General features: G+C 37.6%; 24 protein-coding genes. 22 read left to right on the top strand and 2 right to left on the bottom strand.

The features are described 5' to 3' along the window. Positions 1-89: 89 nt before the first annotated feature. Positions 90-1,853 (bottom strand): Rieske (2Fe-2S) protein, encoded by a 1,764-nt coding sequence (locus J0N78_RS15385; RefSeq protein ID WP_209124000.1) that lies wholly within the window; start codon positions 1,851-1,853, stop codon positions 90-92. 216 nt (positions 1,854-2,069) lie between these two features. On the opposite strand from J0N78_RS15385, the gene J0N78_RS15380 reads away from it, so the two are divergent. From J0N78_RS15380 to J0N78_RS15300, 17 genes are all read left to right on the top strand, one after another. Continuing rightward, positions 2,070-2,570: a hypothetical protein gene (locus J0N78_RS15380; protein ID WP_209123999.1), complete on the top strand. Its 501-nt coding sequence runs from the start codon at positions 2,070-2,072 to the stop codon at positions 2,568-2,570. Between the two features lie 31 nt (positions 2,571-2,601). Beyond that, on the top strand, positions 2,602-3,636 hold the full coding sequence (locus tag J0N78_RS15375) for a F0F1 ATP synthase subunit B family protein (protein WP_209123998.1): 1,035 nt from the start codon (positions 2,602-2,604) through the stop codon (positions 3,634-3,636). Positions 3,637-3,803: 167 nt separating this feature from the next. Further along, positions 3,804-4,529: a sigma factor gene (locus J0N78_RS15370; protein WP_209123997.1), complete on the top strand. Its 726-nt coding sequence runs from the start codon at positions 3,804-3,806 to the stop codon at positions 4,527-4,529. Positions 4,530-4,531: 2 nt separating this feature from the next. Further along, on the top strand, positions 4,532-5,656 hold the full coding sequence (locus J0N78_RS15365) for an anti-sigma-I factor RsgI family protein (protein WP_209123996.1): 1,125 nt from the start codon (positions 4,532-4,534) through the stop codon (positions 5,654-5,656). Between the two features lie 836 nt (positions 5,657-6,492). Beyond that, complete coding sequence (locus tag J0N78_RS15360) at positions 6,493-7,206, top strand: MBL fold metallo-hydrolase (RefSeq protein ID WP_209123995.1); 714 nt, start codon at positions 6,493-6,495, stop codon at positions 7,204-7,206. Between the two features lie 3 nt (positions 7,207-7,209). Further along, positions 7,210-7,872 (top strand): TetR/AcrR family transcriptional regulator, encoded by a 663-nt coding sequence (locus tag J0N78_RS15355; RefSeq protein ID WP_209123994.1) that lies wholly within the window; start codon positions 7,210-7,212, stop codon positions 7,870-7,872. Positions 7,873-8,114: 242 nt separating this feature from the next. Then, positions 8,115-8,273, top strand: a complete 159-nt coding sequence (locus tag J0N78_RS15350; protein WP_209123993.1) for a hypothetical protein — start codon at positions 8,115-8,117, stop codon at positions 8,271-8,273. Positions 8,274-8,353: 80 nt separating this feature from the next. Further along, positions 8,354-8,452: a YjcZ family sporulation protein gene (locus J0N78_RS15345; RefSeq protein WP_209123992.1), complete on the top strand. Its 99-nt coding sequence runs from the start codon at positions 8,354-8,356 to the stop codon at positions 8,450-8,452. 174 nt (positions 8,453-8,626) lie between these two features. Beyond that, positions 8,627-8,872 carry a YozQ family protein gene (locus tag J0N78_RS15340; RefSeq protein WP_247747345.1) on the top strand — a complete coding sequence of 82 codons (246 nt, stop codon included), beginning with the start codon at positions 8,627-8,629 and terminating at the stop codon, positions 8,870-8,872. 161 nt (positions 8,873-9,033) lie between these two features. After that, entirely contained in the window at positions 9,034-9,432 is a 399-nt protein-coding gene (locus J0N78_RS15335) for a hypothetical protein (RefSeq protein WP_209123991.1), read from the top strand. A gap of 321 nt (positions 9,433-9,753) precedes the next feature. Then, complete coding sequence (locus J0N78_RS15330) at positions 9,754-10,092, top strand: bh protein (protein WP_209123990.1); 339 nt, start codon at positions 9,754-9,756, stop codon at positions 10,090-10,092. 836 nt (positions 10,093-10,928) lie between these two features. After that, positions 10,929-11,912: a pyruvate dehydrogenase (acetyl-transferring) E1 component subunit alpha gene (gene pdhA, locus J0N78_RS15325; protein ID WP_209123989.1), complete on the top strand. Its 984-nt coding sequence runs from the start codon at positions 10,929-10,931 to the stop codon at positions 11,910-11,912. A 28-nt stretch (positions 11,913-11,940) separates the two neighbouring features. After that, a complete protein-coding gene (locus J0N78_RS15320; protein ID WP_209124049.1) occupies positions 11,941-12,924 on the top strand; it encodes an alpha-ketoacid dehydrogenase subunit beta in 984 nt (327 codons plus the stop codon). A 14-nt stretch (positions 12,925-12,938) separates the two neighbouring features. Further along, positions 12,939-14,282, top strand: coding sequence for a dihydrolipoamide acetyltransferase family protein (locus J0N78_RS15315; RefSeq protein WP_209123988.1), 1,344 nt, complete (start codon positions 12,939-12,941; stop codon positions 14,280-14,282). Between the two features lie 13 nt (positions 14,283-14,295). After that, entirely contained in the window at positions 14,296-15,678 is a 1,383-nt protein-coding gene (gene lpdA, locus J0N78_RS15310; RefSeq protein ID WP_209123987.1) for a dihydrolipoyl dehydrogenase, read from the top strand. Between the two features lie 53 nt (positions 15,679-15,731). After that, complete coding sequence (locus tag J0N78_RS15305) at positions 15,732-16,682, top strand: sugar-binding transcriptional regulator (RefSeq protein WP_209123986.1); 951 nt, start codon at positions 15,732-15,734, stop codon at positions 16,680-16,682. A 420-nt stretch (positions 16,683-17,102) separates the two neighbouring features. Beyond that, positions 17,103-18,056 carry a sugar-binding transcriptional regulator gene (locus J0N78_RS15300; protein ID WP_209123985.1) on the top strand — a complete coding sequence of 318 codons (954 nt, stop codon included), beginning with the start codon at positions 17,103-17,105 and terminating at the stop codon, positions 18,054-18,056. 86 nt (positions 18,057-18,142) lie between these two features. Here J0N78_RS15300 and ppdK read toward each other — a convergent pair whose 3' ends face one another. Continuing rightward, complete coding sequence (ppdK, locus tag J0N78_RS15295) at positions 18,143-20,803, bottom strand: pyruvate, phosphate dikinase (protein WP_209123984.1); 2,661 nt, start codon at positions 20,801-20,803, stop codon at positions 18,143-18,145. 434 nt (positions 20,804-21,237) lie between these two features. Here ppdK and J0N78_RS15290 point away from each other — a divergent pair, with 434 nt between their 5' ends. From J0N78_RS15290 to J0N78_RS15270, 5 genes are read left to right on the top strand one after another with little or no spacing between them, the layout of a single operon-like run. Then, positions 21,238-21,612 (top strand): transcriptional regulator GutM, encoded by a 375-nt coding sequence (locus J0N78_RS15290; protein ID WP_209123983.1) that lies wholly within the window; start codon positions 21,238-21,240, stop codon positions 21,610-21,612. A 26-nt stretch (positions 21,613-21,638) separates the two neighbouring features. Continuing rightward, a complete protein-coding gene (srlA, locus tag J0N78_RS15285; protein ID WP_209123982.1) occupies positions 21,639-22,190 on the top strand; it encodes a PTS glucitol/sorbitol transporter subunit IIC in 552 nt (183 codons plus the stop codon). Between the two features lie 18 nt (positions 22,191-22,208). Then, the gene (gene srlE, locus J0N78_RS15280) at positions 22,209-23,222 is read left to right on the top strand and encodes a PTS glucitol/sorbitol transporter subunit IIB (protein WP_209123981.1); all 1,014 of its coding nucleotides are present in this window, start codon (positions 22,209-22,211) and stop codon (positions 23,220-23,222) included. A gap of 21 nt (positions 23,223-23,243) precedes the next feature. After that, positions 23,244-23,621, top strand: coding sequence for a PTS glucitol/sorbitol transporter subunit IIA (locus J0N78_RS15275; protein WP_209123980.1), 378 nt, complete (start codon positions 23,244-23,246; stop codon positions 23,619-23,621). Positions 23,622-23,644: 23 nt separating this feature from the next. Next, positions 23,645-24,970 (top strand): NAD(P)H-dependent oxidoreductase, encoded by a 1,326-nt coding sequence (locus J0N78_RS15270; protein ID WP_209123979.1) that lies wholly within the window; start codon positions 23,645-23,647, stop codon positions 24,968-24,970. Positions 24,971-25,130 lie beyond the last annotated feature (160 nt).

Genomic DNA, 25,130 nt, shown 5'->3' with positions numbered 1-25,130 from the left:
AGGTTAGTCGTTGCTAGCATAGTTTTTTGACATTTCAATCATATAGAGGAGATCCAGTTTTAGGTCTCCCCTATATGATTATCTATCTATCATTCTTCATCTTCAAATAGTTTTTCCCCGCGATGTAGCCTCATCGCAATTTTGGCCGTGTGCGGGGTTTCACGAGAAGTGGGTGCGTGTGCGGCAAGGTATCTTGTTGTGGCAAGGATCATCGTTTCTTGGGCGAAATTTGCTAATGCTCCTTCTTCTTTTGACCAGTGATCATGCTCTGCCATGGCTACTTCAAACATCTGGAAGGAATGGAACTCTGCATCCTCGCGTAATAATGTATGACCTAATGTGTTAAATAAAGCCTTTTTATCGCCCCCTCTTGCTAAGTAAGTGATCACCCATTTTCCAGCTCGATCAGTTTGCTGTTGCTGATCTAACATGTCTAATAATTCTTGAACGTCCTGTGCGGGGGAATTTTGTTCTTCAGCGATTGGACGGCGAGCAGAAGGTGTATTTAAGAAACGGTTTAAATAAATACTCATTGCAGTATGAAAAATCGCACGTGTTAACTCAGGTGTAGTTGATCGACGAAGCGATTCATGAACGGCATGGGCATGAGTAAATGCGTGTAACACTGCAATCCAGTCTCTGAGTTCGTTTTGGACGTGGAAACGGGCTAATCTTTCCGCGGCGGCTAATGAAACCAATTGTGCTAACCGGACAGGTGGCATGCCTCTTTTTAGCGCAGTTAAAAGAACTTCAATCGTTTCCTCTGGACGGTCGGTTAATAGCTGATCTATCAACGCTTTTTCATCGAATTCTTCTGGCTTTAGCGGCTGATTCTCTAATATAGTTGGTAGTTGTTTAAACGCTTGATGAAGAGGACGAACCAAATCAACGGGAGATTGCCAACTGTGCAGCTCTTCACTACGGGAAGCACTAGCTAATTCAGGTAATAGTGAAGTAAGAACATATGGTCGATGCTCTGCACCAATATGCTCTAAAACTTCAAATGCTTTATTGTGAAAATCTAATGTGTGACCAACATTCATATAGAAATGGTCTGTAATAGCGGTCATCATCATATTCATTAATTGTTTTGTCACAGCGCCTGATTCGATCGCCGTTAAAAGTACTCTTTCAGTTCCTTGAACGTTTCGCACTTCGACGTTATGGCGATACCATTCCGCCAACTGTTCCATGGATGGTTGGCTGGTAGACTCTTGTACAGGCAAAGGGCCAAGGAGAAATCGAGTTCCCATATTGGCACTTTCCCTTGCTACATGTACCAACCCTTGATACAGTGCTAAAATCTTTCCATTTTGATCAAGCTTCGGTAAAATATTCGTCATCGCTGTGAGGATCGTTAGTCCGGATCTCCAGCCACGTTGCCTGTGCTTCGTTCCAAATTCTACCCCAATTCGAGTGATATTTTCTGGTGGTTCTCCAGCTTCTATTAGTCCTACAACTGCTTTTGCAATGACTAGGCTCAAGTTTTGTTCTAATCCCTCACGTAATCTTTGGCGAAGCTTTTTAATGGTTAGCCGGTTCATCGGAGTAGGATTGACCCATACTACGCCATTTTTTACTTCTACTGGATATGTCGTGACATCATCTGCCCATGGATCTAACGTACCACCGCTTTTTACATCAAATCTTGCATGATGCCAATGACAGGTTAGGATTCCATCACACATACTCCCCATATGTAGAGGGAACCCTAAATGCGGACAGCGATTGTCAACGGCATAAACCTCATTATTATGGTACAATACAGCAATTCCGTGCTGCCCTCCTTTCACGATTTTCGCTCTCGTTTCCTTAAGTTCATCCATCAACCCAACTTCAATGAGGTCTTCCATAAATGTTCACCCTTTCCATAAAAGTTACTTCACTAAAGTTTAACATATAGATACTGTTACTTTTAAACGTATCATTTTCTAGAGATCAGTTACTTGTAGAAAAAATTTTTAAAAAAATTCTTTATGACCCCCTCAAACTGAAAAAACCTTCCGTATAGCTATAGGAAAGCGGCTTTCTTAAGAAAAATATTTATGTACATAGTAGTGAGGTGCCTCATGTTTAAAGGAAAAAAAATGATGATTTGTTTACTTTCAGGACTTATGATTGTGACGGGATGCTCGTCTGATTCAACAACGAAGTCCGAGCAAACACAGGCTGAAAGTGAAGAAATTCTTTTTGAAAATACGGATGTTGGATTAAAAATCTATGAGTCTAGCAATTGGATAATTGAACAAGAAGTGTACGTGCAAAATTTAAATGTGACGTTTCAAAATGATACATTAAAGGCCATCGTATCGGTCATCCCAAGTGAAAAAACAATGGAACAAATTAAAAAAGAACTACAGCTAGGAGATGGCTTAATTACAGTTCTAGAAGAGAAGGACGATTACTTTTCATTTCATACGAATCAAAAAGAAAGTATTCGTTCAGATTTGTATATTGAACAAGATCAAGGGAAAACGTTAATTGTTACATTTATGTCACCACTTGAAGATTTTGAAAGCTATCTTGAAGAGATCGAAGAATTCAAAGGAAATATAAAACTTCCAAAGTAATTGAAATATGAGATGGAAAGGGAGAAGCGCGATGAAGAAAATAGTTAGTAGTTTAATAATAGGAACTTTTTTAATAACAGGTACTGTTAATGCTGAAGAGTCTGTAGTCATTGAAAATGCAGTGCAAGCGGATAGTACAACACCTTACAATGAGGAAACAGATGTTATTGAGGAAACAAACAGCATGGAAGAAAATGATCGTGTTGAGACGGATTTTGAATTGTTTGATTTTGTTGATGTTTTTCAATCCACGTTAGTAGATTTGACAGATAATGAGAAAGAGAGATTAATATTATTACTAGAATTCGTTGCGAATACAAATATGCAATTAGAAACTCTTCTTCAAGAAGAACAATTTGACTTAGCTGCAGTGCTGTTCGAAAAATATAATAAAGAATTAGCTACCATCAACGACTTAATTGAAGAAGAGAATGAAATGAATGAAGAAGAAATAGGAGAAGAAGAACTTATTAAAGATGATTCAATCGAAGAAGATGTCATTGAAGAGGAAGAAGAGACGTTAGAAGACATTGAAGAAGAAGTTACAGAAAAAACGTCAATGCGTGGGGTTAACTTACAGCTTTTATTAGAGCGTGATGATCTTCCAGAGCAAGCTAAAGCAGGAATTAGAATAGCGCTTGCGAATCAAGAGAGAGCAATGGAGAATCGTCAGAGAGCACAGGAACGAAAAGTACAACGAAAAGCATTAAACGAGAGTGAAGAGAGCGAAGAACTAGAAAATGAAACAGAAGAAGAGATAACAGAGCAAGAAGAGGAAGTAACTGCTACAAGTAAAAAAGAAGACAAGAAAAACCAGCAACAACAGTCTAAGAACGAAAATGCTCAAAAAGGTCAAGAACGAGCAGAGCAAGCTAAAGAAATGGCAAAGGAAAAAGCTGAGCAAGGAAAGCAACGTGGTCAAGAAGCAAAAGAACAAGCTCAACAACGTGGACAGGAAGCAAAGGAGCAAGGTCAACAGCGTGGCGAAGAAGCAAGAGAAAATGCTCAACAAAGAGGCCCTGGGAATTCAAACGGTAACGGAAACGGTAATGCGGGAAGACCATAGTAGGTAACTGGAGAAGGGCTGACTCAAATGATAGTGTTAGATACCTTGGATCGGGGTCTAAAGACATCAAGGAGTCAGTCTTTTTCTAACAGTCCTTTACCCATTGATGAAATTATCGTATGCTAACGACATATCAAAGCATAGATACATGGAGTAGGTGTAGTTTAGTGGAAAATTTCGAATTAGAAACAGTCATTGCTCAAGCAAAGACGGGGAATGAAATTGCACGTGAGCAATTAATTCTTCATTACAAACCATACATAATTAATGTCACTGGGCACTTCTGTAAGAAATATATTACATGGAGTGATGAGGAGTCGAGTATTGCCTTAATTGCCTTTGATCGAGCGATTGATACGTTTTCGACAGAAGGAGGCCGCTCGTTTCAAAATTATGTGTACTTATTAATTAAAAGAGCATTAATTGATTTTTTTCGGAAAGAACAGAAAGAAACACTTCTTTCACTTTCACCGAGTGTAACCGATGAAGGTACACAAACATTAAAGTATGAAAATGATCAAGCAATTGAACATTATGAAGAAATGACGCAATCTAAAGAATTAGTAGAGGAAATTCTAGAGCTAGACGAAAAATTAGGTGAGTTTAATATTTCATTTGAAGAGCTCGAGCATCATTCCCCGAAACATGAAGATACCCGTTTGTCCTTGTTTGAAATGGCAGCTCGATTTATATCTGATGAAGATTTAGTCCAAAGCCTACTGCAAAAAAAGCAGCTTCCCATCGGTCCTTTTTCTAAAAAAACAGGTTATAAGCGAAAAACGAATGAGCGCCACCGAAAATATCTTATTACACTGATTTTACTAAAACTAAACCCACAGTGGATTCATTTATCAGAATATATTAAAGAAGCTCCAGGAAAAGGGGGGAGATAAAGATGGAGACGATTCAAGGTACGGTTGTAAAAGTTACTGAACAACATATCGTCCTACTTACGAATAATGGTCAGTTTAAAAATATTCCTCGCTCTCATTCAGAGGTACCACTTATTGGTCAATCATTTACTCATATTGAAAAAAAGAGAAGGAGAGTACCTTTGTTCACGTATGGCTCGATTGCGGCTGCGCTATTTTTAATGCTCGTCACTTCTTTTATTTTCCCTTTTGGTGGAGATGCGGAAGAAGTATATATCATTTCTCTTGATATTAACCCAAGTATCGAAATTGCAACCAATAGTAATTTGGAAGTCATTCGAGCACAGGGACTAAATAAAGCAGGTGTTGAAATTTTAGAGTCGATCCATTGGAATGACCACCTATATACAGTCATTGACCAGATTATTGATCAGACAGTAGAAACAGGTGTAATGGAAAAGCAGGAGGAACCCATTGTTGTAACATCTGTCATTCCTTTGCAAGAAACGTCAGATGAGTTGGTCTCTGAATTAAAAAATACCATTAACATCTCACTCAATAAAAATCAAACCGTCGTTCCTATCGTAGTCACATTAGATGAAAAGGAAGTTTATGACGAAGCGAAGAAGTCCAACCTCTCAATTAATTATTATAAAGAATACAAGCAATTAGAAGAAAAGGGAATTGTTCAAAGTCAAAAAGAGATCAGCGGGAAAACGATCTCCGAGTTAAAAAGAATGGAAAGGCAGCCAAAACAAGAGAGCACCATAGATAAATCTAGATCGTCAAAACCTGATATTGAAAGTGAAAACAAATCTATGTCACCAAAGCCGGAAGTTGAACCGAAAGAAATACCCAAAAAAGCTGTGCCAAAAGAAGTACCTAAACAAGAGGATAATAAACAGACTCCTCCTGTAAAAAAAGAACAAAAGCAACCGCAGGAGAATTCGAATCGCGGAAATCAACCGGAAAACAAAGGCGGCCCACCAGTTGACCGAGGAAAAAGTGACAAGGAACCAGCACAGACTGAAAAAGAAAGTAAGGAAGGTAGTAGATCAGAACCATCTCCTGTGGAGCAAAAAGAAGAAGAGCGCCCTGATCGACCGAGTCAATCCTCTAATGCAGCAAATGAGAAAAGAGGGCCATAAGAATAACGAGATTTTTTGAAGAAATGAAGACGGGTGAAATCATATGAGGTTTCGCCCGTTTTTATCATTTATATCTCCACTTTTACATCATATGATTTGGTATTATTATAGCCAGTTGTTCGGTTGCTATATCTGGAGTTAGACTGATATATCCGGAGTTAGACTGATATATCTGGAGTAAGACTGATATATCTGGAGTAAGACTGATATATCTGGAGTTAGACTGATATATCCGGAATTAGACCGATATATCCGGAATTAGACCGATATATCTGGAGTAAGACTGATATATCTGGAGTAAGACTGATATATCTGAAGTAAGACTGATATATCTGAAGTAAGACTGATATATCTTGAGTAAGACTGATATATCTGGAGTAAGACTGATATATCTGGAGTAAGACTGATATATCTGGAGTAAGACTGATATATCTGGAGTAAGACTGATATATCTGGAGTAAGACTGATATATCCGGAATTAGACCGATATATCTGGAGTTAGACTGATATATCTGGAGTAAGACTGATATATCTGGAGTAAGACTGATATATCCGGAATTAGACCGATATATCTGGAGTAAGACTGATATATCTGGAGTAAGACTGATATATCTGGAGTTAGACTGATATATCCGGAATTAGACCGATATATCTGGAGTTAGACTGATATATCTGGAGTTAGACTGATATATCTGAAGTAAGACTGATATATCTGAAGTAAGAATTTAATGTCGATCGAGACTGCTATTTTAATATTATGGAAAAAACTTCTTGAAAAACTAATACCATTAGTTACAATAAAACTAATGGTATTAGTTTTATAAGGAGAGATGAATTTGAGATTGAAAAGAGAAGGGTCAGTATATCAATTGTCATTTATGCCACGTTTTTTTCCTGTTAACTGTTATATGGTCGAAGAAGAAGAAGGTTTGACATTAATTGATGCTGCTTTGCCTTATAGCCATAAGGCCATTCTCAAAACGGCTCAGCAACTAAACAAACCGATTACTCGTATCGTGTTAACACACGCTCATGAAGACCATATTGGTGCTTTAGACGAGTTAAAAAAAGAGTTGCCTCATGTTCCTGTTTATATTTCACATCGTGACTCTAGATTAATGGAAGGAGACAAGAGTCTTGATCAAGAGGAACCGCAAACGCCTATCCGTGGAGGAGTTCCGAAAAAGTTAAAGACAAAAGCGGATACCTTACTGTCTGACGGGGACCGTGTTGGTTCACTTTTAGCTATAGCTGCTCCAGGGCATACGCCAGGTCAGATGGCATTTTTTGATACGAGAGGCCATGAGCTCATTGCAGGGGATGCCTTTCACACACGGAGTGGTGTAACGGTAGTTAGTCAGCTTAAACTCAGTTTTCCGTTTCCTGCATTAGCTACTTGGAATAAACGAGTAGCGCTTGAAAGCGCACGAAAACTCATTGAATTTCAACCTTCGCTACTTGCTGTAGGTCATGGTGAAATGGTAAAGAATCCATTAGCTCAAATGAAACGAGCAATAGATGAAGCAGAAAGAAATTTTAGGAGGGAATGATATATGTCACCTAGAGTAGGTCTAGATACAGAAACAATTGTAATAATTGCGGCAGAAATGGCCGATGCCAAAGGGATTGAAGCAGTCACATTGGCATCGCTAGCTAAAAAGCTCCAAGTACGATCACCTTCACTTTATAATCATATTGCTAGTTTAGAAGAATTAAAGAAAAAGATTGCGATTTATGGCTTAGAACAACTTTTTGACAAATTAGCAGAGGCAGCTCGTGATAAAACTGGTGATGACGCTGTGCGCTCGTTAGCAATCGCATATGTTGCATTTGTCCGAGCTCATCCTGGTTTGTACGAGACGACTCTTCAAGCACCTGATGCAAATGATCCTGAACTCCAATATGCAGGCAGTAAAATTGTCAAGCTAGCTGTTGATGTACTTTCAGCGTATAACTTATCAAAGGAAGCATCACTTCATGCTGTAAGAGGTTTAAGAAGTATTCTCCATGGATTTGCTTCCTTGGAACAAAAAGGGGGATTTGGACTTCCGCTAGATGTCAATGTAAGCTTTACCCTTCTCATTGATGCTTTTTTAAGAGGACTTTATACAATAAATCAGCTGCAGGTGTCATCGGCTCGAGGTCGCTTCGGTCCATCAAACGTGTCTAAAAGTCAAGACACTAATTGCTGGCCCTCCAGCGCTTGTCGCCGATAAACAGACACCTTCCGCTTTTCTTGTCTAGCTGTAGGTGTCATCGGCTCGAGGTCGCTTCGGTCCATCAAACGTGTCCAAAAGTCAGGACACTAATTGCTGGCCCTCCAGCGCTTGTCGCCGATAAGCAGACACCTTCCGCTTTTCTTAGTACACGCCTAAAGAGAAAAAATAAGCGTATAGCCCAAACCAAATCAGAAAAAACGAATATCATGAGACTGATTAATGTTTGAGGAGGGCTTGAGGTGGAAGATAAAAAACAAAATAGCACGGGTGCTGAACAGCCAAAGGAAGAAATGGAACAGTATGATCCGTGGGATATTATTTTATTTGGTAGACCTAGAAAGCCAGAGGTCCAACCAGAACAAAAAGAACAACCTAAAGCTACAAGAAAGAAAAAGTAAGTTTTTTAGCCTAAACAAAATTAACTTATCTGCATACAGTATGGTTGTAAGAGTGAAAATTATTTAAAGGAGTGAGCGGGATGTCTGGGTACGGGTACACTGGTGGTTTTGCGTTAATCGTTGTATTATTTATCCTATTAATCATTATCGGAGCTTCATACACTGGTTACGGGTATTAATTAGTGGCCACTTAATGAGGATGACTTTTCAATGTATTGTACACCACGTATTTCATGTGGTGTCTAACATTTAGGTCATCCTTTTTTGTATTTCATCCTAACTTCATGACAAAGTAAGTAATCATATTATTTTTCACTAAAGGCAAACTATAGCTAATGAAGGGAGGTTTTAAAATGAATAAACACAATAACAAACCATCAATGGAACATAGTAAAGATGTTGCTGAAAATTCGTATGATCCATCAGATTACAAAAGCTCAAATGAAACGGAAAAAGGGTTAGCTTTTGTTCATGAACAAGTGAGTGATTCTTATGTAGAAGGGACCATTGATGGTCAGATCGAGGAAACTCGAAATAATGCTGATCTTGGAAAAGCAGAAGAAGGGTTTAAGGAAATGGAGGATTTGGAAAACGAATAATTGGATAGTTAAGAAATGGAATAAACAACTAACCATTTTAGCTATTTCATTAGAGTGGACATGCTCTATTGAAATAGCTTTTCCATTTTCATCAGAAGCTTCAAAAGTTGAATAAAGTTGTGTATATTTAGAGAATATCCTATGAATTGAAGAGGTGTATGATGAATAAACTTAATATTAATCTCGTTCTCTGTCACGAGGCTGACAAAAGTACTGGTTCACTAAAAGGTATACATAATCATTTTAAAAAAGAAGAGAAGGGAGTCACATTTAGTCTAGTTATGTTTATTTCAGCTCTTGACAAAATAGAACGTGATTTACATTTAGTCCTAATTTCTGGGGACGGCAAACAAAAGCTACTAAGAAAAGTTAGAGTTGAACAAGACGAAAAACAAGCATCAAATGATATGCATATTAACACATTTAATGAAGTTGGACTTGAAGAAGGTTTATATGAATTTCGCGTGCTATCCACTTCATTAACTGAAGAGGCAATAAAAATTCAAGATTTAGCTCAAGAAGGAACTTTAGAAGGACTACTTAAATTTAAAATTGTTTAAAAGACGTGGTATGTCCTTTGGGCATTCCATTTCTTTAAAAAAACTAAAAGAACATTTAATTGCAAAACGAGAAAAAGATGGTTACATAGCTGATGACTTCGAAACTACTAAATAGGGTATGGGGTAGCTAGAAATTTAAGAATATTTTAACTGGATTATCAAAAACGTTGTTTTCTAAACCACAAGGTTCAATTGTATTTCATTTTGAAAGTTGAATAAAAAAGATTTCCTTGATATGATACGATATACTAGAGATGCAATGTACTCCGACTCAATGTTATTGGTTTAAGTACTTGAAATTCATCATACGGGGTGTTTTATATGAAAGTAAAACAAATGGAAGCAGACTTATTTTGTATTCGTTGTAAAGAAGAAATTGAGCACAATATAACGTATGTGAATGATAGGATTGCAAGCGTTAAATGTCTAGAGTGTCAAAATGCTGTGGAGTTTGATATTGACGTAAGTAAAGAATTCTACAAGGAAATATATGAGCGGATTTCAACAAAGCCTTCGAGGATTACAAAGGAGTATCGTGAAGATTTATCGAATTTCTTGTTTTCACTCCCTATACGTGTAGTAAGTAAACCTTACCGAATTTTAAAGGATATTAATGTCTCTCGAAAAATTATTAAAGGTTATAAACGAAAAAATAGATAACAAGTAACTAGGGTCTCCTTAGTTTTGACAGTATTTTACTGTGAAAGCTAAGGAGATTTTTTTAATGTCTAGCTGCAGCGTCCACCGACTAGCGAGACTGCCCTCACCGCCGTACGATAAGTCAACATCAATTCACTACCGTTCATTGTGTTTCCTATATCTCCTGCGGCTCAGTCCAGTCCATACGTCGGTAAACGGACACTTCCGCTTTTCATGTCTAGCTGCAGGTGTCATCGGCTCGAGGTCGCTTCGGTCCATCAAACGTATCCAAAAGTCAGGACACTAATTGCTGGCCCTCCAGTGCTTGTCGCCGATAAGCAGACACCTTCCGCTTTTCATGTCTAGCTGCAGCGTCCAGCGTCTAGTGGACTTCGCTCTCCTCCTTACGATAAGTCAACATCGGATCGCTAGCGCTTCACCGTGTTTCCTTTATCTCATACGGGAGGGCTCCAGTCCATACGCCACTAAACGGACACTTCCGCTTTTCATGTCTAGCTGCAGGTGTCATCGGCTCGAGGTCGCTTCGGTCCATCAAACGTATCCAAAAGTCAGGACACTAATTGCTGGCCCTCCAGCGCTTGTCGCCGATAAGCAGACACCTTCCGCTTTTCTTATTAACAAGTGTAAGCGGTGAAATCAAATGGTAAAAATAAATAACTTCAAAAGATGGTTAAAACAAGTAAACAAAACTATTTAAAAACAAATTTCTAAACTAACTCAAGATTAATGAATTAAAAAAAATTGCACTTATCTCTTGACGAAAACGCTTTAACAACTTATGATTATTACAAATGTAACACATACGAACATTTGTAAAAACAAAAGGAGGAATTCATATGTTAAAAACTGTTAAACTTCCAGCGCAAGTGTCAGAAGCGAAATTGGTGAATTTATATAAGCAAATGTGGTTAATAAGATATTTTGAGGAAAAGGTCGATGAATTTTTTGCAAAAGGGATGATTCATGGAACTACTCACTTAGCTGTTGGACAGGAAGCATCGGCTGCTGGATCTATCGCAGTTTTAGAGGATCGTGACAAAATTACGAGTACCCACCGTGGTCACGGGCATTGTATTGCTAAAGGTGCAGATGTAAATAAGATGATGGCAGAGCTATTTGGTCGTACAACAGGTTATTGTAAAGGTAAGGGCGGTTCAATGCACATTGCGGATGTTGAAAAAGGGAACTTAGGTGCAAATGGAATTGTAGGTGGAGGCTTTTCAATTGCTACTGGTGCTGCTTTGACATCGAAAATGAAAAATGAAGGATACGTTGTTCTTTGTTTCTTTGGAGATGGTGCTTCAAATGAAGGAAGTTTTCATGAAGCAATAAATCTTGCTTCGATATGGAAGTTACCTGTCGTCTTTATTTGTGAAAACAACCAATATGGAATGTCAGGACCAGTTAAAGATATGGTAAACATTGAAAATATTGCAGATCGAGCACAAGGCTACGGAATTCCTGGAAAAGTAGTTGATGGAAATGATATTTTTGATGTAATGAATGGCGTGAATGAGGCCGTTGAACATGCTCGTAAAGGAGAGGGGCCATCCATTATTGAGGCAAAAACGTATCGTTGGAAAGGTCACTCTAAAAGTGATGCTAAAAAATATCGAACTCGTGAAGAAGAAAAAGAGTGGAGAGAAAAAGATCCTATTGCACGTTTACGCGATGTAATGATTGACGCAAGCATTTTTACAGAAGAGGATGCTGAACGTTTACGGGAAGAGGCTAAAAAAGAAGTTGAAGACTCTGTTGAATTTGCTAAAAATAGTCCAGAGCCATCACTAGATACTTTAATGGAAGACATATACGCATAAAATCATAGGGGTAGGAGGAGAACGAATGATGAGAGAAATCACATATTTGGAAGCCGTAAGAGAAGCTATGAGTCAAGAAATGAGAAAAAATGAAGATGTATTTATTTTAGGTGAAGATATTGGTGTATACGGTGGAGCTTTTGGAGTAACACGAGGAATGATTGAGGAGTTTGGTCCGGAACGTATAAGGAACACACCTATTTCTGAAGCGGCTATTTCTGGAACGGCAGTTGGTTCGGCCCTAACTGGCATGAGACCGATTTTAGAACTCCAGTTTTCTGATTTTATTACGATTGCGATGGATAACATGGTAAACCAGGCTGCCAAGCTACGTTATATGTATGGAGGAAAAGGGAAAGTTCCAATGGTGTTACGTACGCCAGCTGGATCTGGAACAGGAGCTGCAGCTCAGCACTCACAAAGTCTAGAAGCTTGGATGGCACATATCCCAGGTCTTAAGGTCGTTCAACCATCAACTGCATACGATGCTAAAGGCTTATTAAAAGCAGCAATTGACGATGATAACCCTGTAATTTTTTATGAACATAAGTTATGCTACCGAACAAAATCAGATGTCCCTGAAGAACAATATACAATCCCGTTAGGCAAAGCGGATGTAAAACGTGAAGGTACAGAGGTGACAATTGTAGCTACAGCAATTATGGTTCATAAAGCACTCGAAGCAGCAGCTGAGCTTGAAAAAGAAGGAATTAGTGTAGAAGTTATTGATCCAAGAACGCTCGTGCCACTAGATGTGGAAACCATTGTTCAATCTGTGAAAAAAACAAGTCGCCTAATAGTCGTTCATGAGGCTGTGAAGCGTGGTGGTTTTGGTGGAGAAATTGCAAGTATGATTGCTGAAAGTGAAGCGTTTGATTATCTAGATGCGCCAATTAAACGTCTCGGTGGGAAATCTGTGCCAATTCCTTACAACCCAGAATTAGAAAAAGCAGCTGTTCCACAAGTTAACGATATCATCAAAGCAGTAAAAGAAACACTAAACCGCGTATAAGGAGGAAAAGGGACATGGCAAAAGAAATCTTTATGCCCAAGCTAAGCAGTACAATGCAGGTTGGAACTTTACTCCAATGGTTTAAAGATGAGGGCGAAACCGTAGAAGTGGGAGAACCATTGTTTGAAATCATGACAGATAAGATCAATATTGAAGTAGAAGCATATGAGGAAGGAACATTAATAAAACGTTATTTTAGTGAAGATGATGAGGTACCTGTAAACCACGTCATTGGTTATATCGGAAATGAGAATGAAAGTGTCCCAGAAACTCCCCCTGGTGAATCAGGTGCTGAAGCTAGTGAGGAAACTGGAAATAGTCAACCTGAATCATCTGCTGTGTTATTGCAAAGTAACGAAGCAGCTTCACCTGAATCGGATAATCTTGAAAAGGTACGTGCAACTCCAGCAGCAAGAAGAATGGCTAAGGAAAAAGGAATTTCGCTAGTCCAAGTACCTGGATCGGGACCAAATGGTCGTGTTCACAAGAGTGATGTCAAGGTGTTCCTTATTGAAAATAAAGGTCCAAATGCTACCCCATTGGCTAAGAAGGTAGCGCAGGCTGAAGGAGTTGAACTAACTTCTGTTTCTGGCACTGGTTCAAACGGAAAGATTTATCGAAATGATGTTGAGAATACACTGCAAGTATCTAACGAGATTCCTTCAGCTTCTCCAAAGCGTATAAAAATGGAAGGCATTCGTAAGATTGTTGCAAAACGTATGCTCGAAAGCAAAACGACTGCACCGCACGTCACACTGACAAGTGAAATAGATATGTCAGAAGCTATAAAAATGCGTAAACAGTTGCTTGGTAACATCGAAAAGAAAACGGGCTATCGCTTATCCTATACAGAAATTATTTTAAAGGCGACTGCTTATATGTTAAAGCAACATCCAAATATTAATGCTTCGTTACAAGGTGACGAAATTGTTTACCATGATGTTGTAAATATTGGATTAGCTGTTGCAGTTGATAATGGCTTGCTAGTTCCAGTTGTTAAAAATGCTGACCAAAAAGGCCTAGCCACTTTAACAGCAGATTGTAAAGCATTAGGGAAAGCTGCAAGAGAGAATAAGCTTAAACCAGATGAGATGTCAGGTGGTACGTTTACGATTAGTAATTTAGGAATGTATGCTGTCGATGGCTTTACTCCAGTTATCAATCAACCAGAATCAGCTATATTGGGTGTAGGTCGAATTAATGAGAAGCCTGTCGGTGTCAACGGAAACATTGAGCTTCGTCCAATGATGAGTGTTAGCTTATCTTTTGATCACCGCATTATTGACGGTGCACCAGCTGCAGCATTTTTAACTGATTTGAAATCCGTACTTGAACAACCATTTGAACTATTTATCTGAGGAGTAGATATCATTGAATAAATACGAAGTTGCTATTATAGGAGGCGGTCCGGGCGGCTATGTAGCTGCAATTAGGGCTGCTAAACTTGGTAAAAGTGTAGCTCTTATTGAAGCTCAAGAACTAGGTGGTACATGTCTAAACCGTGGCTGTATTCCATCAAAAACGCTATTAAGACACTCAGAAATTATTGAAAATATTGAAAAAGCAAAGAGTTGGGGCATTGAGACGGGCCCAGTTACTTTTTCTTTCTCAAAGATGCTAGATCGTAAAAATCAAGTGATTCAAAAATTACGTACAGGAATTGCTTTTCTTTTAAAACAAGGAAAAATAGATGTTTATAATGGTTATGGAGAAGTACAGGCGGATCAAGATATCGTCGTAAAAATGAATGAAAAACAAGAAACAATCTCAGCGGAGAAGATTATTATTGCAACAGGTTCAACACCTATTATCCCTCCTATACCGGGGATGGAACACGCTAATTACCATACTAGCGATACCATTTTTAATATAGAGGAAATCCCTGAATCCATTGTGATCATTGGTGGAGGAATTATTGGCGTTGAATTTGCATGTATTTTCTCAAGTCTTAATGTTTCAGTCACGATTGTCGAGATGGGTGATCGAATTACTCCAAATGAGGATCCAGAAGCTTCTAAAGCGCTTACGAAAGCTCTAAAGAAAAAGGGTGTTCGTGTATTAACGAAGACAAAAGTGACGGGTGTTGATCAACGTGGAAATCAACAAGCAGTTCAAATAGAAACTAGTAATGGCAAGCAGGAATCTCTTGAAACGACTACGATTTTGTTATCAGTTGGTAGAAAGCCTAATACATCATCTATCAGTCAATTAAACTTACAAATGGACGGTCCTTTTGTAAAAGTAGATAATCAGATGAAAACGAGTCATCCTTCGATTTATGCAGTGGGTGATGTTGTTGGTGGATGGCAGCTTGCTCATGTAGCGAGTCAAGAGGGGATTATAGCTGCTTCGAATGCAGCTGGTGAGAAGGAAACGATTAATTACAAGGTTGTTCCGCGATGCATTTATACAAGTCCAGAAATTGCTAGTGTTGGATTAACTGAAGACGAGGCAAAACAGCAAGGGTATTCTTATAAGGTTGTTAAAGTTGATCTTGCCGGAAACGGAAAAGCGCTTGCAGCCGATGAAAAAGAAGGCTTTGTTAAATTAATTGCTGATACAAAATATGGTGAAATCCTTGGTGTTACAATGGTTGGACCTCATGTAACTGAAATGATTGCTGAACCATCTGCCTTTATCCACTTGGAAGGAACCGTTGATGAATTAGCTTCGATGATACACCCACACCCAGCATTGTCTGAGTCCCTTTATGAAGCTGCTGCATCCTGGCTTGGAAAAGGAATTCATCATTAGAAACACTACTTAATATTAAATTTAAGGACGTCTTAGTGAAAAAGGTGTAGCTTATGGTTAATTGGGAAGAGCGGAGGCTTATAGTAAAAGTAGCAAATCTTTACTATTTTGAAGGGCGTACCCAGGCTCAAATTGCAAAGGCAATTGGAGTCTCTCGTCCGGTCATATCAAAACTTCTTCATAGAGCAAAAGAAGAAGGGATCGTTGAGGTTTATATTAAAGATGAGAATGCCCATACAGTTGAATTAGAGAAAAAGTTAGAAAAAAAGTACGATTTAAAAGAAGTTATTGTCGTGCCAACACGTGGCTTAACACCAGAGATGATCAAGCGGTCCATAGGAAAAGCTACCTCTTTTTATATCTCTAAAAAGATAAAGAGTATTCGATCACTTGGTATCTCATGGGGGAGGACAATTTCTAGTTTTGTACAAGAATATCCTTACGAGCAAGTTCAGGATTTAAAAATCGTACCATTGGTTGGCGGAATGGGAAGGGAATTCGTTGAAATTCATTCAAACCTCTTAGCATATCAACTAGCGAAAAAAATGAGTTGCAACTGTTCCTATTTATATGCCCCGGCTATGGTTGAAACGGAAGGATTAAAAGAAAGACTAGTTCAATCAGAGGATATAGCAAATGTATTACTGGAAGGACAAAGTGTCGATTTAGCTATTGTTGGAATAGGTAATCCATTTGACAATTCTACTATGATTAAAATGGGGTATCTAAAAGAAGAAGATCTTCAAACGTTAAAAAAGGTTGGTGCAGTTGGAGATATTGGTTCACAGTTCATCGATATTTCAGGTAAGCCTATAAGTCACCCTTTAAACAATAAAGTTATTGGCCTACAGTTAGAGCAATTGAAGAACATTCCAAATGTAATTGGAATCATTGAAGGAAAGCATAAAGTAGATAGCCTTAAAGCAACATTAAAAGGGAACTATTTAGATGTAGTGATTATGGATGATCAGATTGCTAACCAATTATCTAAGAATATCTCATAGAAAAAGTCTTCTTTAAAGGTTCTTTTCTCAAAGATTGTTGCTTTTAGCTTTTGGACCGTAAGCCAAGCGGATGCTTGGCTCTTCACGCATAGCGTGAAGGCTTTTATTTTCAAAAAACGGTCCAAAAGCAACAAAGTTTACGAAAACAGCCTTTTTAAAATACAATTATCCTTTTTAAAAATAAGAATCAAAAACCACCTTATCATCAATTGAGGTGGTTTTTTAATATAATTAATTTCTAAAACCCCCTATATTAGTAGTTGAAATAAACAAATGTATGAAACTTACATTGTATTCAACTAACTAGTTTTATATAATAGCTGTAGAAGCAAATGGAAATTAAAGCGATTACATCATGTGTTATTAAAATACAATTAAAAATTACAACGTTGTACTAGGAATCAATGAGAAGGTGTAAAGATGATAAAATGGGATGAGAGAAGGTTAATTGTAAAAGTAGCAAACCTTTATTATTTTGAAGGTTGGACGCAGGCGCAAATTGCTAATAAGATTGGTGTTTCAAGACCTGTTATTTCAAAGTTACTTAACAAAGCAAGGGAACAAGGGATTGTAGAAATTTATATAAAAGATGAAAACGCTCACACGGTCGAGTTAGAACAGAAACTTGAAAAAGCGTTTCAGCTTAAAGAGGTTATTGTTATTCCTACTGCAGGCTTAACAAGTGAGATGGTTAAACGTTCGATTGGAAAAGCAACTTCTTCTTATGTATCTAAAAAGCTAGACAATATTGACTCTTTAGGTATTTCTTGGGGAAGTACGCTTTCTCACTTTGTTCAAGAATATCCGTTTGAGCAAAATAGAAATTTGAAAATTGTTCCTTTAGTAGGCGGGATGGGAAGAAAGTTAGTGGATATTCATTCTAATTTACTTGCCTATCAGTTAGCTCAAAAAATGAACTGTAACTGTTCTTACCTCTATGCTCCTGCAATGGTTGACTCAATTGAATTGAAAGAGCGATTAGTCCAATCTGATGACATAGCAATGGTTTTAGAGGAAGGGCGCAATGTAAATATGGCTATAGTTGGAATAGGGACACCTTTCAAGAGTTCAACTATGGTACTTATGGATTATCTTAAAGATGAGGATTTGCTTTCTTTAAAAAAAGCTGGGGCGGTTGGAGATATTGGCTCACGCTTTTATGACGCATTGGGACAACAAATTGAGCACCCGTTAAATGATTTGGTTATTGGCCTTGAATTAAAAGATTTACAGAAAATTCCTGAAGTAATAGGTGTTGTTGTAGGTTCACATAAGGTAGACAGTATTGAAGCAGCTCTTAAAGGAGACTATCTAGACGTTCTAATAACTGACGATGCAACAGCTCATGCTTTACTTAATACATCTATTTATTAATGCAGTATCACGGTAAAGTTAATATCGTAACGGTCAGTATGTATTTTTAAATATATACTGACCGTTACTATGATATATGATTATGTTTATACGTTATAATTGTATTCTAGTGAGGTAGTTTTATAAAATAATTGGGCTTGTGCAGCAGCGATTCTTGCCATAGGGACCCTGTAAGGAGAACAACTAATATAATTTAGTCCAGTCATATGGCAGAAGAATATTGACTCTTTATTCCCACCATGTTCACCGCAAATCCCAGTTTTGAGCGCTGTTTTTTGTGCCCTCCCCTTTTTAACAGCACATTTTATTAATGCTCCTACACCTTCAGTATCAAGGACTTGGAATGGGTTGGTTGGGATAACCTTATGTTCAAGGTAATAGCTTAAAAATTTCCCTTCAGCATCATCTCTACTGTATCCATAGGTCATCTGTGTCAAATCATTGGTTCCAAAAGAGAAGAAATCAGCGTGCTCAGCAATTTCATCTGCTGTTAATGCAGCACGTGGAACCTCGATCATAGTTCCAACTTTATAATTAACTCTTAAGCCTTCTTCTAAAAAAACTTCCTCAGCTGCTTCATCTACTAACTTTCGCATAATTTCTAGTTCATTAACGTGTCCAACTAGAGGGATCATGACCTCTGGTATAACATTTATTTTTTGTCGTATTAATTTTACAGCTGCTCTAAAAATTGCAATGACTTGCATTCGATAAATTTCTGGGAATAATATTCCTAATCGACATCCCCGTTGTCCTAACATTGGATTTACTTCTTGTAAATTTCTTACTTTACGGATTAATTGCTCATGTTTTTCATTAACTTCTGGTTCTTTTAGTGAAAATTGCTTTTCTAATAATTCTTCTATTTTCGGTAAAAATTCATGTAGTGGTGGATCTAACAATCGAATGGTAACTGGAAAGCCATGCATAGCCTCGAAAATCCCTTCAAAATCACTTTGCTGCATGGGAAGTAGTTTATCTAAAGCACGATGGCGTTCTTCTAAACTTTGAGCTAATATCATTTCCTGTACAACAGGTAGACGTTCCGTACTCATAAACATATGTTCAGTTCTACATAAACCTATACCCTCTGCCTTAAAATCTCTTGCTTTAGCTGCATCCTCTGGTGTATCTGCATTTGTAAGTACTTTTAGGTGTTTGATAGAGTCTGCCCATTCTAAAAGCTTTAAAAGTTCAGGACTAATTTCAGGTTCTTTCAATGCAACAGTTCCGTTTATTACTCTTCCAGTAGTTCCGTCAAGTGTAATCCAATCTCCTTCTACAATTGTAGTATTTCCAATATAGAAGCGCTTTCTTTCAGGATCTATTTTAATTTCTTCACAACCGCAAATACAAGGTTTCCCCATCCCCCTAGCAACTACAGCTGCATGACTTGTCATACCTCCATTAGTTGTAAGTACGCCTTCTGCAGCAATTACTCCATGGATGTCTTCCGGGCTTGTTTCATGGCTAACAAGTACAACCTTTTTGCCATGTTTAACCCATTCGGTTGCTACATCTGCATCAAAAACAACATGACCTGTTGCAGATCCAGGTGAGGCAGGTAAACCTTTGGCAATGACTTCTAAAGTTGCTTGTGGATCAATAGTCGAATGTAAAAGTTGTTCTAAATGCTCTACTTCTATTCTATTAATGGCTTCTTCTTTTGAAAGAATTCCCTCTGCGACAAATTGAACAGCTAATTTTACTGCTGCTTGTGCGGTTCTTTTACCACTTCTTGTTTGTAGAACATATAATTGTCCTTTTTCAATTGTGAATTCTATGTCTTGCATATCTTTATACCTTGTCTCCAATTGTCTTGCAATTTTTACTAGATCATTGTATACGTTAGGCATTTCAGTTTTGAGGTTCTCTATTGGTTGAGGGGTTCTAATACCTGCAACAACATCCTCGCCTTGAGCGTTGGTCAGGAATTCACCAAATAAGCTATTTTCACCTGTAGATGGATTACGGGTAAACAAAACTCCTGTTCCAGAATCGTCTCCCATATTACCAAAGACCATAGATTGAATATTTACAGCAGTACATTGCTGATCAGGAATATTATATAACTGACGATACACAACAGCTCTCTGATTATTCCATGATTTAAAAACTGCTTCTACGGCTAAAGTTAATTGGTTATAAACATCCTGAGGAAACGATTTATTAGTTTTTTCTTCAATTAGTAGCTTATATTCATTAATTACTAATTTAAGTCCTTCAACTTTCAAATCTTTGTCGACCTTAACACCAAAAGAATTTTTAGTTTCTTCAAAAATATCTTCAAATAACTTCATTTCAATTTCAAAAACGACACTTCCAAACATTTGAATTAACCGACGGTAGCAGTCATAAGCAAATCTTGAATTATTCATTTGCTTCGAAAGCCCCTCCACCGTTCTATCATTTAATCCTAAATTTAATATTGTATCCATCATTCCGGGCATTGATGTGACAGAGCCGGATCGAACTGAGACTAGTAAAGGGTTTACATCATCTCCAAAGAATTGTTGTTTTTTTAATTCAATTAATTCTAATGCATCTTTAACCTCGTCGAACAAACCTTCAGGCAGCTTTTGTTCATTAATATAGTACTCTTGGCAGGTTTCAGTTGTTATGGTAAATCCAGGCGGAACAGCTAGTCCTGCATTGGTCATTTCAGCCAAATTTGCTCCTTTACCACCTAATAATACTTTCATACTACTATTGCCTTCTTCAAATTGTAATACTCTTCGATTTGACATAAGACTAACCTCCAACCATAATAATTAGTTAATTCTAATATCTTTATCAAATGTAATGATTGATTACATATGTAACATTAAAGCGAATTATATGACGATTGTCAATAAAAAGTATGACGTTATTTTTTAAAAGGATATACTATTTATCAACAATATAGTAACTATTATGGTATATATAGTTGGCGACTACTCAAAAATGGAAATAGTTGATCTAAATAAAGTAATATGGAGGATTTTGGTTAAAGTAAGTAGGCTACAAATTTACAAACTTTTATAGAAGAACCTGGTAAAATTGGTTAAAAAAATGGAGCGAATAAAAAAATAATTACAGAAAAATGAACTTTACTATTGATTTATACTGAAAGCGCTTTTATAATATAGTTACAAAAGTAAAACAAGAGAACAAATGTAAAGTGTTTAAGGAGGAGGTTGAGATGTGGGGGTGGTTCATAGCCATTTTTATAGGAATGTGGCTAGTTCAATTTTTACTAACTAAGGTACAGATGAAGAATTATCAAGACACACTTAAAAAATTGAGTAATCGCCCTTCTGGTTTTTTAGGAGTCGGTGTTCAGAAACAAAAGATAGGTATTGGAGTGATAGCAATTCTCGTTACTGATGTAAAAGGCAAGATTGTTGAAAGTGAAGTTATGCAAGGGGTAACAGTTTTCAGTCGATTTAAGTCTTTTACAAAATTCAATGGTCTATCATTGGATGAATGTAAAGCTGAGTTACATGAGGAACCTATCGATTTAGCTTTAAAAATGGCAATTGATAAGATTGAACATCAAATGAAAGAGAAAAAATAATTTAGAAATAAAAGGAGGAAAAAGGGATGGATATTTTAGTAATGATTGCTGAAGGTTTTATCGGAATGTTTCAAAAAGGCGGAGAAACCTTCATGGGACTTGTTACAGGAATTATTCCTACACTTATTTGTTTAATCACAGCAGTAAACGCATTAATTAAAATGGTTGGGGAGGAACGTATCAATAAATTTGCGCAAAAATGTACAAAGAATATCATTTTACGTTATTCGGTTTTGCCGGTTTTAGCAGTATTCTTCTTGACCAACCCAATGGCTTATACATTTGGAAAATTTTTACCAGAAAGACAGAAACCAGCATTCTATGATTCTTCCGTTTCATTTGTTCATCCAATTACAGGATTGTTTCCACACGCGAATCCTGCAGAATTATTTGTTTACATGGGAATTGCAGCAGGTATCACTGAACTAGGTTTATCATTAGGACCATTAGCGATCCGCTTCTTTATTGTCGGTGTCATCGTAATTCTAATTCGCGGTATTGTAACTGAGATAATCACTGTTCGAATGATGAAAGCAAAAGGGATCGATCCTACGACAAATAAATCAATGAGCGCATAAGAAAAGGAGGAGAACATAATGAGCAATTATCAAACTGTAAATATAACAAAAGGTTCAGGCGGCTGGGGGGGGCCACTTACGATCCAGCCAACTGAACAGAAAAAATATATTGTCTCTGTTACAGGTGGTGGTATTCACCCTGTCGCACAGAAGATTGCTGAACTGACTGGAGCCGAAGCTGTTGATGGATTTAAAAATTCATATGAAAAAGAAAACATGGCGTGTGTCGTTATTGATTGTGGTGGAACAGCTCGCTGCGGTGTATATCCAAAAATGGGTATTTTAACAATCAATATTAATGCAACATCACCATCAGGACCTTTAATGAAGTTTATTAATGAAGAAAACTTTGTATCTGGTGTTCGTGAGTCAGATGTTCATGCTATGGATGAAGTTGCTGCTACGGCTGATAAAGTTGATAGTTCAGCATTGAATAAGAAGACTCCTCAACAATTAAAAGAGGAAGCAAAGCTAAAAGCAGCTCAATTTCAGCAGCCGAAGAAGACAAATATTGTTGAAAAAGTAGGACGTGGGGCTGGTAAAGTAGTTGGTGTGTTTTATCAAGCCGGTCGTGAAACAGTTGAACAAGTAATTAAAAATATTCTTCCATTTATGGCATTTGTTAGTACGCTGATCGGGATTATTCTCTACACAGGTATTGGAGATGTAATCGCAAATGTAGTATCTCCGTTAGCAGGAAACTTCGTTGGGTTATTAATCATTTCAGTTGTGTGTGCAATACCGATCTTATCACCACTACTTGGTCCTGGTGCTGTTATTGCCCAAGTAGTAGGGGTACTAATCGGGGTTGAAATCGGTAGAGGAAACATTCCACCAGAGCTAGCATTACCAGCACTATTTGCAATCAACCCACAGGTTGGAGCTGACTTTGTACCAGTTGGTTTAACGCTAGGAGAAGCATCACCTGAAACAATTGAAGTTGGGGTACCGGCAGTTCTCGTTTCTCGCTTAATAACAGGTCCTTTAGCTGTTGTTATTGCTTACCTGTTTAGTATTGGATTATATAGTTAATTTCATTAAGGAGGTATTAGTATGGAGTTAGTTGAGGTTAATAAATATCAATCTTTAGTAACGGAAGTAGGTTCAGAGGTAGAGCTTTTTATAGAAGAGAAAATGATAGTCATCTTTAATGAAAATGCTCCAGAAGATTTAAGATCAATTGGCGTTATTCACAAAGAAGCAGAGTTACTAAATGATGTCGAAGCCGGCGATTTTCTAGAAATTGATAGAGAACGTTTCGAAATTTTATTTGTTGGTAACAAAGTCAACGATACGCTGAAGGAATTGGGCCATTGTACAATTGCATTTAATGGTGAGAAGTCATCAGACTTACCTGGAACAATGTGTGTAGAACATAAGCAAATTCCCGAGATTAAAGTAGGTTCAGAACTTCGTATTACAAAAGCATAAAAATTCCAAAGGAGTGGAGATCAATGCTAGGTATAAACAGAAAATTAGAAGAATTAGAAAAAAATGGTGAAATTATTAAGGTAGGTCTTGTTGGAGCAGGTCAAATGGGAAGAGGGATGGTATCTCAGATTGAAAATATGGTTGGGATGAGAGTAGTCATTACAGCTGACATTCAAGTTGACAATGCGACTAACGCATATCTGAAGTCTGGAGTAGTGGCTACGGATATTGTTGAGACAACGGATGAAACTGAAGCTGTTAACGCCGTTAAAGCTGGTAAAGTTGTAGCAACATCTGATGCTCAACTAGTAACATCTTTATCTGAAGTAGATGTAGTTGTAGATGCAACAGGTGTACCGGATATTGGTGCAAAAATCGCTTGGGATGCAATTTTAAATAAGAAACATATCGTGATGTTGAATGTTGAAGCCGATGTAACGGTTGGACCATTGTTAAAGAAAATGGCAGATGCAAGTGGTGTTGTTTATACAGGATCAGCTGGTGATGAGCCAGGTGCTGTAATGGAGCTATATGATTTTGCAGAAGCACTAGGATTTGAAGTTGTCGCTCTAGGTAAAGGGAAAAATAACCCACTTAACTTAGAGGCTAACCCTGATACTGCTGCAGAAGAAGCTGCAAGAAAAGGTGCTAGTCCAAAAATGCTTGCCTCATTCCAAGATGGTACGAAAACAATGGTTGAAATGACAGCAGTTGCTAACGCGACTGGCTTCCTTCCAGACAAACCTGGTATGCACGGCTTTGTAGGGACAGTAGCTGAGCTTCCTGAAATTTTCCAACTAAAAGCAGATGGTGGCCAGGTTGAAAATAAGAAAATTGTTGAATATATTAACGGTGTAGCTCCAGGAGTATTTGCGATTATTTCTTCTGAAAAAGAAGAAGTGAACCATGAGATGAAATATTTAAGCATGGGCGAAGGACCGAATTATGTTCTATATCGTCCTTATCACTTATGCAGCTTAGAAACACCTATTTCAATTGCTAGAGCTCATATTTATAAAGAAGCAACGATTGCTCCTTGGGAAGGGTTACAAGCAGAAACAGTTACAGTCGCTAAAAAAGATTTAGCAGCGGGAGAGTTTTTAGATAGTATTGGTGGATTTACAGTCTATGGACATATCCTTTCTGCTTCTGATGCCAAAGAACAAAATGCATTGCCATTAGGATTAGTTGATAAAAATGTTCAATTAAAGCGTGACATTAAAAAAGGTGAAATTATTACGTATGATGATGTAGTACAAACCAAGGATTCAACAATTTGGCGCTTACGTCGCATGCAAGATGAAACAATTGCTAGTAAGTCTGCAGTTAAAGTACCAGTAAAATCATAATTTAACAAAATGAGAACGAGGGTGTCCCAAATGTTTAGCTTTTGGTGCACCCTCGTTCATTATATAATAAAGGTAGCTAATTAAAGCTCCTCATTGCTATTTAATACCTAAAACTGAGTTAGAAAAAAACCGCCCTCTTATGTTAAACTGTCATAACATC

The sequence above is a fragment of the Alkalihalobacillus sp. BA299 genome, assembly GCF_017745675.1.
GTDB lineage: Bacteria > Bacillota > Bacilli > Bacillales > Bacillaceae_F > Alkalihalobacterium.
The sequence above is the reverse complement of the archived record's forward strand: the minus strand, read 5'-3'. Positions and strand labels throughout refer to the sequence as shown.

Coding starts and splice junctions, on each gene's coding strand:
- J0N78_RS15385 (WP_209124000.1), bottom strand. CDS start 1,853: ATGGAAGACCTCATTGAAGTTGGGTTGATGGATGAACTTAAGGAAACG.
- J0N78_RS15380 (WP_209123999.1), top strand. CDS start 2,070: ATGTTTAAAGGAAAAAAAATGATGATTTGTTTACTTTCAGGACTTATG.
- J0N78_RS15375 (WP_209123998.1), top strand. CDS start 2,602: ATGAAGAAAATAGTTAGTAGTTTAATAATAGGAACTTTTTTAATAACA.
- J0N78_RS15365 (WP_209123996.1), top strand. CDS start 4,532: ATGGAGACGATTCAAGGTACGGTTGTAAAAGTTACTGAACAACATATC.
- J0N78_RS15355 (WP_209123994.1), top strand. CDS start 7,210: ATGTCACCTAGAGTAGGTCTAGATACAGAAACAATTGTAATAATTGCG.
- J0N78_RS15345 (WP_209123992.1), top strand. CDS start 8,354: ATGTCTGGGTACGGGTACACTGGTGGTTTTGCGTTAATCGTTGTATTA.
- J0N78_RS15340 (WP_247747345.1), top strand. CDS start 8,627: ATGAATAAACACAATAACAAACCATCAATGGAACATAGTAAAGATGTT.
- J0N78_RS15335 (WP_209123991.1), top strand. CDS start 9,034: ATGAATAAACTTAATATTAATCTCGTTCTCTGTCACGAGGCTGACAAA.
- J0N78_RS15330 (WP_209123990.1), top strand. CDS start 9,754: ATGAAAGTAAAACAAATGGAAGCAGACTTATTTTGTATTCGTTGTAAA.
- pdhA (WP_209123989.1), top strand. CDS start 10,929: ATGTTAAAAACTGTTAAACTTCCAGCGCAAGTGTCAGAAGCGAAATTG.
- J0N78_RS15320 (WP_209124049.1), top strand. CDS start 11,941: ATGAGAGAAATCACATATTTGGAAGCCGTAAGAGAAGCTATGAGTCAA.
- J0N78_RS15315 (WP_209123988.1), top strand. CDS start 12,939: ATGGCAAAAGAAATCTTTATGCCCAAGCTAAGCAGTACAATGCAGGTT.
- J0N78_RS15305 (WP_209123986.1), top strand. CDS start 15,732: ATGGTTAATTGGGAAGAGCGGAGGCTTATAGTAAAAGTAGCAAATCTT.
- J0N78_RS15300 (WP_209123985.1), top strand. CDS start 17,103: ATGATAAAATGGGATGAGAGAAGGTTAATTGTAAAAGTAGCAAACCTT.
- ppdK (WP_209123984.1), bottom strand. CDS start 20,803: ATGTCAAATCGAAGAGTATTACAATTTGAAGAAGGCAATAGTAGTATG.
- J0N78_RS15290 (WP_209123983.1), top strand. CDS start 21,238: ATGTGGGGGTGGTTCATAGCCATTTTTATAGGAATGTGGCTAGTTCAA.
- srlA (WP_209123982.1), top strand. CDS start 21,639: ATGGATATTTTAGTAATGATTGCTGAAGGTTTTATCGGAATGTTTCAA.
- srlE (WP_209123981.1), top strand. CDS start 22,209: ATGAGCAATTATCAAACTGTAAATATAACAAAAGGTTCAGGCGGCTGG.
- J0N78_RS15275 (WP_209123980.1), top strand. CDS start 23,244: ATGGAGTTAGTTGAGGTTAATAAATATCAATCTTTAGTAACGGAAGTA.
- J0N78_RS15270 (WP_209123979.1), top strand. CDS start 23,645: ATGCTAGGTATAAACAGAAAATTAGAAGAATTAGAAAAAAATGGTGAA.